This window comes from Kurthia sp. Dielmo (assembly GCF_000307285.2).
In the GTDB taxonomy this organism is placed as follows: Bacteria; Bacillota; Bacilli; order Bacillales_A; family Planococcaceae; genus Kurthia; species Kurthia populi.
The window spans coordinates 16,879-26,678 of the sequence record NZ_HE578959.1 but is presented as its reverse complement, the minus strand read 5'-3'; the positions used below and the strand labels follow the sequence as shown (position 1 = coordinate 26,678).

At 35.9% G+C, this 9,800-nt stretch carries 8 protein-coding genes and 3 pseudogenes; 7 read left to right on the top strand and 4 right to left on the bottom strand.

The window, feature by feature from the left end; translation table 11 throughout:
* Positions 1 to 991 (bottom strand): annotated as a pseudogene (locus KTHG_RS11390) (hypothetical protein); the annotation flags it as partial.
* A gap of 337 nt (positions 992 to 1,328) precedes the next feature.
* On the opposite strand from KTHG_RS11390, the gene KTHG_RS11385 reads away from it, so the two are divergent.
* Positions 1,329 to 3,119 carry a carbon starvation CstA family protein gene (locus KTHG_RS11385; RefSeq protein ID WP_139993671.1) on the top strand — a complete coding sequence of 597 codons (1,791 nt, stop codon included), beginning with the start codon at positions 1,329 to 1,331 and terminating at the stop codon, positions 3,117 to 3,119.
* Positions 3,120 to 3,166: 47 nt separating this feature from the next.
* On the opposite strand, the gene KTHG_RS11380 is transcribed toward KTHG_RS11385, so the two are convergent.
* Positions 3,167 to 3,754: a hypothetical protein gene (locus KTHG_RS11380; RefSeq protein ID WP_139993670.1), complete on the bottom strand. Its 588-nt coding sequence runs from the start codon at positions 3,752 to 3,754 to the stop codon at positions 3,167 to 3,169.
* A gap of 93 nt (positions 3,755 to 3,847) precedes the next feature.
* On the opposite strand from KTHG_RS11380, the pseudogene KTHG_RS22270 reads away from it, so the two are divergent.
* From KTHG_RS22270 to KTHG_RS11360, 6 genes and pseudogenes are all read left to right on the top strand, one after another.
* Positions 3,848 to 4,216: pseudogene (locus KTHG_RS22270) on the top strand (hypothetical protein); the annotation flags it as partial.
* Positions 4,217 to 4,669: 453 nt separating this feature from the next.
* Entirely contained in the window at positions 4,670 to 5,233 is a 564-nt protein-coding gene (locus tag KTHG_RS22265) for a hypothetical protein (RefSeq protein ID WP_483299892.1), read from the top strand.
* Positions 5,221 to 5,271, top strand: a pseudogene (locus KTHG_RS22140) (hypothetical protein); the annotation flags it as partial. The gene KTHG_RS22265 and the pseudogene KTHG_RS22140, both read left to right, overlap by 13 nt.
* 36 nt (positions 5,272 to 5,307) lie before the next feature.
* Positions 5,308 to 5,667: a hypothetical protein gene (locus KTHG_RS11370; RefSeq protein ID WP_139993664.1), complete on the top strand. Its 360-nt coding sequence runs from the start codon at positions 5,308 to 5,310 to the stop codon at positions 5,665 to 5,667.
* A gap of 927 nt (positions 5,668 to 6,594) precedes the next feature.
* Positions 6,595 to 7,242: a nitroreductase gene (locus KTHG_RS11365; protein WP_139993663.1), complete on the top strand. Its 648-nt coding sequence runs from the start codon at positions 6,595 to 6,597 to the stop codon at positions 7,240 to 7,242.
* A gap of 123 nt (positions 7,243 to 7,365) precedes the next feature.
* Positions 7,366 to 7,695, top strand: a complete 330-nt coding sequence (locus KTHG_RS11360; protein WP_010305486.1) for an ArsR/SmtB family transcription factor — start codon at positions 7,366 to 7,368, stop codon at positions 7,693 to 7,695.
* A gap of 1,549 nt (positions 7,696 to 9,244) precedes the next feature.
* On the opposite strand, the gene KTHG_RS21250 is transcribed toward KTHG_RS11360, so the two are convergent.
* Positions 9,245 to 9,391 (bottom strand): DUF6877 family protein, encoded by a 147-nt coding sequence (locus KTHG_RS21250; RefSeq protein ID WP_186439569.1) that lies wholly within the window; start codon positions 9,389 to 9,391, stop codon positions 9,245 to 9,247.
* Between the two features lie 124 nt (positions 9,392 to 9,515).
* Positions 9,516 to 9,740, bottom strand: a complete 225-nt coding sequence (locus KTHG_RS11355; RefSeq protein WP_139993662.1) for a hypothetical protein — start codon at positions 9,738 to 9,740, stop codon at positions 9,516 to 9,518.
* Positions 9,741 to 9,800 lie beyond the last annotated feature (60 nt).

Below are 9,800 nucleotides of genomic sequence, written 5' to 3'. Positions count from 1 at the left end.
GATGCGCGGCATAGAAAAGAGATGGATTACTTTGCGCAGTCGTACCGTTCTGTCCAAAGAGGCTTTCATAGCGAATGGCACGTGCTGTCAGGGCGTCATTTTCTGTCGTAAACCATTTTCCTTGATCCGCTTCGACTTGTTTTAGTTTTTCGACATCATGTAGTAATTGATTGAAATCACTATTTGATTTTAATTGAAGCAGTGATTTGAACGAGAACGTTTTGTTATTGAAATGGAGTGCCCCGCGCCCTTCGCCGTAAAATAATGAAGAAATCGTGACGTTAAATGAACCATTTGATTGAATGCCGGTGAATGTAAATACTAAATCACCAAGTTGACCAGCGCCCGGCTCTATTTTCCAAGTGGCGGGACTTCCCTGCATAGAAATAATCGTGCTAGCAGATGGATATTTAATAGCGGAAGGAATGCCTGAAATGCGCACAACGGCCGATTGTTCATCGGTATAGGAGACCGTCACCATCGCATCATTTAGCATACCATTATAAATGTCTCTGCCATTATGATAATAATGCTGGCCATCAACACCTGTATACGGGTAGCCATCTGAATAAAGAATGCCTTTGTATTCCTTCATACCAGGGTAAAGTGGCTCGCCCTGATGTAATTTTTCATCATGGACAAATAGCGCATTGCTTTCAAAGACAATACCATCGACATAAAGCTTATTTTTGTATGTATTCACGCCATGATATTTTTTCCCTTTTGCGTAAAGTATGCCCTTGTATAATGTGTAGTTTTTTGGAATCGAGCCTTTAACATAGAGCGTATTTTTGTAAAGCACAGTCCCTTTTGCAAGCACCCCTTTTTTATAAAGTTGCTTTTTAAATACCGTTGTTTTTGTGACAATTTTGCCGGTCTTTGCATTGACGAGCTTGCCTTTAACGACCTTGTAACTCGCGGCTTGTACGGGCGTTGAGATACTTGAAGCGGCAAGCGTGATGAGTGCAGTTGCTGCAATTAATTTTTTCATAAAGATAGCCTCCTTTTCTTATTAGCGTACCAATAGGAAATAGAGAAAAATAGCAGACAGAAGCGCTAATTTCGATGAATGAAATGATAGAAACTGTTCATTTTTAGTAAATAAATGAAGATGTATCCATTAATCGTTTGATTTCAGAAAATAGAATGACGAAAATTACTTATTTTTTAAATAAAGGGTATCTTTTTGTAACATTTTCTAGTTAAAATAGAAATGTTCACAAAATTGAGAAAAATTTTGTGAAAATGCGCGGAATAAAACGCTACTTTTCGTAGTAATTTATCTGAAAATTCTGTGCAAAATCTATACATATTTAGGGGGATGACAGATGAATGCCATTACACTTGTAATTGGAGCAATCTGTGTGCTAGCAATAGCGTATCGTTTATATGGTATTTTCTTTACGAAAAAAGTATTGAAAATCAATGACGATGCACCAACGCCTGCACATGAAAAAAATGACGGCAAAGACTATGTGCCGACAAACAAATGGGTGGCGTTTGGTCACCATTTCGCAGCCATCGCGGCAGCAGGTCCACTTGTAGGACCAATTTTAGCAGCACAGTTTGGTTATTTACCAGGCTATTTATGGCTGTTAATCGGGGCAGTAATCGGGGGTGCCGTGCATGATGCGGTTGTATTATTTGCGTCGATGATGAAAGGCGGTAAATCATTATCAGAAGTGATGCGTGAGGAGCTTGGTCCAGTAGCGGGTTTTTGTACAGGTCTTGCCATGCTATTCATCATTACGATTACAATGGCTGGTTTATCGATGGTTATTTTAGGTGCGTTAGCAGAAAATCCATGGGGTACCTTCGCAGTGGCAGCAACCATTCCAATTGCGATGTTAATGGGTGTGATGCAGCGTTTAATGAATAATTTATGGGTTCCAACAGTGATTGGTATTTTACTCTTAGTGGCAGCCGTATTCTACGGTCCATACATTGAGGGTACATGGCTAGGAAATGTTTTAACATTAGATAAAGCGACATTATCAATTATTTTACCAGTGTATGCATTTTTCGCAGCAGCTCTGCCAGTGTGGTTCTTATTAGCGCCACGTGATTATTTAAGTAGTTTTATGAAAATCGGTGTTTTTATTGCACTAATTATTGGCGTCTTTATTATTAATCCAACAATCCAGTTTCCAGCTATTATTCCAGATTTCATTAATGGTGGCGGTCCAATTGTTGCAGGTCCTGTGTGGCCATTCGTTTCAATTACGATTGCATGTGGCGCGATTTCGGGCTTCCATGCCTTCGTTGGATCAGGAACAACACCAAAAATGCTGGACCGCTGGGAGGATATCCGTATTGTTGGTTTTGGAGCGATGCTTGTAGAATCACTTGTCGGGGTGATGGCATTAATTGCCGCAACGGTTTTACATCCGGGCGATTATTTTGCGATTAACTCTACACCTGAAGCTTTCCAAGCACTTGGAATGGCGACGGTTGATTTACCACAGCTTGCGGCAGCGGTTGGTATGGATTTAGAAGGTCGTACAGGTGGTGCTGTAACGCTTGCAGTCGGTATGGCGTCTATTTTTGCAGGTGTTGAGTGGTTTAGCCATTTAACACGTTACTTCTATCAATTTGTGATTATGTTTGAAGCCGTATTTATTTTAACGGCGATTGATGCGGGAACACGTACAGCACGTTATTTAATTCAAGATTTCTTAGGCAATGTATATAAGCCACTTAAGAAAACCGACTGGCTACCAGGAACGATTTTTGCGAGTGCGCTTGCCTGTGTGATTTGGGGTTATTTACTCAACTCAGGTGATATCGCATCTGTATGGGCATTATTTGGTGTATCCAATCAGCTCATGGCCTCAATCGGCTTAGCATGTGGTGTCACGTATGTATTGAAAGTAGCAGACAAACGTATTTATGCGTTAACATGCTTTATCCCACTCGTTTACTTATACATTACGGTCAATGTAGCAGGGTTCTGGATGGTGAAAAATGTTTACTGGAATTCAGCAGCAGGTGGCTTCAATATATTAAACGGTATTTTATCATGTATTATGTTGGCGCTTGGTATCGTCATCATTATTGCCTCTGCAATGAAGTGGAAGCAACAATGGCAAGATCCACGCTTTGTGAAAACAACGGTATAATAAAAAAGGAATCGTCAGCGAGCTGGCGATTCCTTTTTTTATGAGAATTATTCGATACCGTATTTGATATAACCGATTTGCATTTCACCTGAAGTTTTCATGGCATCAGGCGTTGAGCGTAATGCCTGTTCTTCTGACATTCCTTGATACTGTACCTTGTAGGCTGCAGGAGACATACCATATTTATTAACAAAAGCCGTTAATGTTTGAGGTTCAGCCTCGGCTTGTTTAGCGACTTCGGCTTGTTTAGCGATTTCGGCTTGTTTAGCGATTTCGGCTTGTTTAGCAGCTTCAGCTTTCTTTGCCGCAATGCGTTCGTTTTTAACAATTTTCTTTTTAATGCCGGTTAGCTTGTTTACTAGTTTGTCTTTTTCATCTGTTTGTTGTAGTTGATTAACGACTTTTTTCGCCTTTTTATAGGTTGCCCAGTCCAATTTCTTTTGTGCCTTCGCAACTACTTTGCTGGCATGCTTTTCTTGCTGTTGTACAATCTTTAGTGCTTCCGCTTTCTTTTGCTCGGCCAATTGTGCTGCTTCCTTTTTAGCAGCAGCTTTTTCCTCTGCTACATCATTCGAGCATGCAGCTAATGTGAAAAGAAGTAAGACAGAGGTACTTAATTTTGCGATTTTCTTCATTATTAAAACTCCTATTGCTATGTTTCTGATTAGTTTCCAGAAAATAGTATAGGCTTTTTCAAATGAAGTCGCAATAGGCGCTTTAAATCGTCAAAATCATATGTATATAATGATAACGATCAAGTGACTTCTGTGAAAATGCCGACGATGGAATTTAAGTATGCATATGACCTAAATGGTGATTTAAGTGCCACTACTTTACCATCAGGTATTGAAACAAATTATACTTACAACAGTGATGGTCAAGTAAGTCAAATAGACAATGGTAATGATATAGTTACGTATGAATATGATGAAAATGGGAATACAAGTGCTATTTTACGAAATAATGAAGCCTTAAAAATATTTATGTATGAGGCTGAAACAAATGCCCTTGCAACCTATACATTAGGCCTGTTTAGTCAAAAATATGAATATGATGAGACAGAGCGTCTTATCAAGAGTCAAACAGTTTATAATGATGAAACTGCTTTCAATCAAGAAATTACTTATAAAGAAAATAGTGATGACATAGACCAACTCAAGTATGGTCTGGACAGTACAAACACTCATACGTATACAGTTGATACAGATGTTGCGAATAGTCCAAAAACCTTAACATTAAATGCTGATTTACTTGTACAAGTTGCACGAACAAATGATAGTAACTTATTAAATTCATTAGTTTATACAACAAAACAACAAACGCCTTTTGAAATCACTTATGAATACACAAAGAATGGGAATATTTCAAAAGAAACAGTGAATGATACTTCAAGTTCATTTGAATACGATAAAAACGATCAATTAATCAGAGAAACTTTATCGAGCGGTACGATTAATTCTTATGAATACAATGCTGTAGGAAATCGAACGCAATCAGACGCAAATGGAATCGTTTCTACATTTACGTATAACGATGCGAATCAAATTAAAATGAAAAATGATACAGCGTTTGAATATGATAAAGATGGTAATTTACTACAAGATGAAAACTATAAGTACACGTACAACCAGCAACAACGCCTTACTCAAGTAAAAACGTTGGAAGGTAACCCAGTTGCTTCTTACACATATGATGAAGATGGTCTACGTTTAACAAAAACAGTTGGTGTTACAACACATGAATACTTCTATAATAATGAAGTATTAGATATGGAAGTTGTGAAAGTAAATGATACTGTAACCGAGTACCGTTTATATGAATGGAATGGTTATACACCACTTGGTATGATAGTGAAAGCCAAAAACAATGTGGATACTTTTGAAACGAAAGCATATCAATTCATCACAAATCATCGTGGCGATGTATTAAGCATTCGTGATAGTGAAGATAATGAAGTCGCCTCATACACATGTGATGCATACGGAAACATTCTTACAGCTGAAGGTGCTTTAGCAAAAGCAAACCCAATTCGTTACGCTGGTATTATGATGAAGAAACGAATAACTACTATTTACAAGCACGCTACTACAACCCAGCAAACGGTTCTTTATTAGCATTAGACCCACATCCAGGTGATGATGACGAACCGCTGTCGCAAAATGGTTATAGCTATGAGAATGGTAATCCAGTGATGAAGATCGATCCTAACGGGAAATTAGCCCAAATATTAGGAGGTGCTCTGATCAATGCTGTATCCTATATAGCTAAATTAATTGCTAAATATGGAACTAAGAAATTCAAGAAAGAAATATGTTTTAAAGAATTAGGTATTACTATGGGTAGAGGTGCTTTATCAGGAGCAATGGGATTAGGTTTAGTTAGTAAATCAAAAAAAGCTGGTGAACTCAGCGATATAGCAGGTAAATTTTTATCTGGACATATTGCTCCGGCTGCTTATCTAGTCGGTAATTTTGGTGATTTTTCTAAAGGTTCGTTCAGTGAAAATCAAATACTCTCATATTTTGGTAAAACAGAATCTTTTATTTGAGCAGGAATAAAACCTTTTGTACAAAAAATAAAGAATAAGTATACAAAGAAAAAAATGGTGGTTTTAAAGTGAAGTTTGAAAGGCGTGAAATAAGATATGTTTGAGAGTCCTTATATAGGCTTTGTTTTTTTGATGTTTCCGATAGTATTTGTATATCTATTCTCGCTCAAAAAAACAAAAGAATTATATTTTAATGATTCAGATTGGGAGGCTTTCAGAAAAATAACTCCTTTTTCTCCCAAGGTTAACTATTACTTATGGGCTATTTTCATCTATGGAGGGTGTGCATTTTTATTTTATTGTTTGATGCTCAAGATTTTATATGATTTTGGAGTAATTGATTAAGAATTTTGTATTCAAATAAAATATACACGATCAGACTTTAGTATAGAATAAAGAGATTCAATTGACGCATTATTAGCTGCATAGGCATTGACCAAAGGCGGATATAAAGGCTATGAAAAATATGGGTAGTAGGAGTAATGATTTTAATGAATGATTTTTTAAATGATATCCTATTTGAAATAATTTTCTTAATCTTATTTTTTTCAATGGGTTCTATTTATTCAATGATTAAGTTTCTTGGAGCTGCGATGATAGAAAAAAATACTCTGTTTTCGTAACTACCGATAACACTTTTTCTTGAGTACTTTCATAAATCATACTATTAACTAAAAAAGCCACAAATCATTGATTTAACAATGATTTGTGGTTTTTTCGTATATTCCCAAACTTTTGTTTGGGAACGTTATTTAAATTAGCCATGTATATTAGATACAAATTAAAAATGATTAAATAGTTGTCTAAGTATAATTCCTTTAGAAATAATATTAAGTATTATCCATTGACATATTGAAATATTGCAATATAATAACACTATAACATATTTAATTATTGCAATATGTTAATACTAGGAGGTTATTAATAATGGACAATACAAATATTTTATTACGACGTCATTCTGTTAGAGACTTTATGGATAAAGAAATTGATGTCGATTTATTAAAACAAATCATCTTTGAGGCTCAAAGAGCTCCTTCGTATGAAAATAGTCAACCTTGGAAAGCTTACATCGCTACAGGAAAAACTTTAGAAAGCATTCGTGAGGTTCATAAACAGAAGGCTAAAAATAGAGAAAAGAGTTGGACAGAAGTTACACCACCTCTTGGTTGGCAAGAACATCCAAAAAATAATATTGAGAATTATATGAAAGAAACTGAAAGTCTTATTGGAGAAAATGGCATTAAAGATTTGCTATCTCAAAATGCTATTTTATTTAATGCCCCAGCAGTTATTTACATTACAATTCCTAAAGATTCTTCTCATTACTCAGCTTATGATGTTGGAGCTTTCGGTTATGGTATTTTATTATCTGCTTATCACCACGGATTAGGAACAGTTCCTGCTTACGAAATTATTCGTTATCCTGGAGAGATTCGTGATCATTTTGATATTCCAGAAGATGAATCTATATTTATGGGAATTGCTATTGGTTATCCTACAGAAGGCAAACCGTTAAGCACATTAGTTATGTCTCGTGACAATTTAGATAATATTTTACAGATTAAAGAATAAAAAAGATCCCCTTTCTATGATTAGGTTCAGTCGCTTTAACCATAGAAAGGGGTTTTTAGATTAAAAAATTGAAATATTTCAATATATAGTAGATAATTATTTTAAATTCAAGGGAGGAACGTTATGGATAACATCGATTTAGAAATGATGGATATATTTAAAGCACTTTCAAATGAAACGAGATTGAGAATTTTAAAATTACTAAAGGATCCAGAAGCTAATTTTGGAGATGAAAATATTAAATATCCAGAAGCAAAACCGTCTGAAGTAGGGGTTTGCGTGGGTCAAATAACCGAAAAAATTGACATGAATCAATCAACAATGTCTCAATATTTATCGATTATGGCTAGAGCTGGGATTTTAATCCCCACAAGAATAGGTAAATGGACATACTATCGTCGCAATGAAGAAAAACTACAGCAAATCAGCAAATATCTAAGCAATGAGGTTTAAATTAAAGTTTACACTATTTCTATACGATTAACCAAGCTACTTAAATGAACTTTTTATAAGTGAGTTACTTCACTATATGGCCCTTTTCTGGAATAGTATGACTAAAATTTTTAGAGCTAAGCGCCATTTAATTCTAAAGTAATGACGCCAAATAAAAAAGAAAGTTACAAAAATTTTGATTTTGAGCAATGTTTTGAAACAGTTTTTGATGAAAATATAGCTGTTTTTTAAAGCACAATCATTCTATCTCAAAAACAGTCGTTTATAAGACATTTGCTTCTTATCGTTACTGTATCAAATGTTTATGACTGCTAGACATCGCTTAACGTTGTAAATCCGCCTTTTTATGGCGAGACCCCTATAACAATAGTTACCAAAGTGTCATTTGGGAATCAAAATCACTCTAATTCCGTAAGTACTGATAACACCCCTTTACATGAATTGCATACACAATTTAAACACGAAAAAGGCAGTCAATCGACTGCCTTTTTTTCTTGATTTTTTATTAGTTCGCTTCTCTAATCCCTTGGTAGTTTCAAAAGATTATCCTTTGATTTTCAATTTGGAGAAAATCGTATGTATTTTTGTTTCCAACACAACATGCTTTTGATTATTTAAACAGCACCTCTTTGCATTTTGATGAATGGCAATAGAGAACTTTCCCCAACTGGCACATTTGATACGCAAGTTACAGTTGCTCGGATCTCTTTTACTTGAACCCGAAGAGCCGCCTACGCTTCTAATGTTTCCCCTCTATATTTTGTTGTGTTGATGATGTATTCGTTATCTCCTGTTCGTTGAGCAATTGCTGTTGCATATGAAAAAAGCGTCCCTCCTTGAATCGTGATCGTATCTGATGGAACGGATAATTTCCCGTCAAGCTAGTGTGCAATGGCTTTTTCAGTTTTCATGGTGAGCCCTCCTATGCAAATTTACGAGCTGGCAGAACAACACTTGCTGTTGGCTCGAATGTGATAGTTTGTGTTTGGTCGTCAATTACTTTAACTGGAAATTCGCGCACCGATTTGCCATCGAGTGTAGCTTGCGAAAAGCTTACAACGTCCCCTACTGAAATTTATTCTAAAGAATCAATTGCGCTAAATGTTATTGCTGACCAACCTATGATACCTTTAGTGTTTACCATTAACATAATAAAAATCCTCCTAAGATTAACTGTAGTTATAGTTTGTAAGTGTAGAAATCTATATAGATGCTAAGATCTTCTTCGACTGCTTGTTCTGGAAATACGGACCAATCCATTCTTTTAATAGAGAGGGATAATCCATACTTCTCTAAGATATAAAGAAGTGAATCCTCAATCATTCGAAATACGCAGCCCGCCGTATTCCTCTTGAATTTTTTAGATAGTCTATTGAAGTATTCTGTGGGGACGTTGTACAACCTTACGAAGCAGGAAAATTTAGTGTCCGCTTCATTAACTTCTAACGTTTCCAATACCGTATGTGCTATACGCAAAGATTGCGAATATACATAGTCGAAAAATTTATCTGGGAATTCAAGTTCATCTATTAAGTTCATGCGACGCAGCCTAAACGCAAAGCTCTTTGGCTGCGCCAATCATCTTTAAAAAGTTGATTTGTGTGCGCACATAATGTGAATTCTCTAGGCCACCAGCTTCAAACCAGTCGTGCAAACGTTTGTTGACATCTCTTGCAACGTATACCGGTACTTGCATCGTTTCAGTTCTTTTAGAATCATTTCGTTTTTAATAGTCATTAGTAAATCCCTATTCAATAAAGAATGGAGCTTGTTTGTTCAATACTGTAATTAATTTTAGGCAGATGTTAGCAGTACTAGAATTATTGAAGTCTTTGTTCAAACCATTGGCTTTGTTCTTTTTGCGACTCTACAAGCTCTTCATTTGATTCCAAACACCATGTAGTTAGGCCGAAAGAGATAGCCCAGATACATGCATAAAAGAAGTTATATGTAAGCAGATAGTAAATCGATTCAGTGGCATTGTAGATATTGATAGCCCACGTAAAGCGTTGAAGTAAGCGTGAGCCGTTAGCTGATATTGTCATGCAGTTCGCCTTCTGTTGAAACATTGGAGCAATTTATTGATGCGTCGATGGCATATGCCA

Coding starts and splice junctions, on each gene's coding strand:
- KTHG_RS11385 (WP_139993671.1), top strand. CDS start 1,329: ATGAATGCCATTACACTTGTAATTGGAGCAATCTGTGTGCTAGCAATA.
- KTHG_RS11380 (WP_139993670.1), bottom strand. CDS start 3,754: ATGAAGAAAATCGCAAAATTAAGTACCTCTGTCTTACTTCTTTTCACA.
- KTHG_RS22265 (WP_483299892.1), top strand. CDS start 4,670: ATGAAAAATGATACAGCGTTTGAATATGATAAAGATGGTAATTTACTA.
- KTHG_RS11365 (WP_139993663.1), top strand. CDS start 6,595: ATGGACAATACAAATATTTTATTACGACGTCATTCTGTTAGAGACTTT.
- KTHG_RS11360 (WP_010305486.1), top strand. CDS start 7,366: ATGGATAACATCGATTTAGAAATGATGGATATATTTAAAGCACTTTCA.
- KTHG_RS21250 (WP_186439569.1), bottom strand. CDS start 9,391: ATGCAAGTACCGGTATACGTTGCAAGAGATGTCAACAAACGTTTGCAC.
- KTHG_RS11355 (WP_139993662.1), bottom strand. CDS start 9,740: ATGACAATATCAGCTAACGGCTCACGCTTACTTCAACGCTTTACGTGG.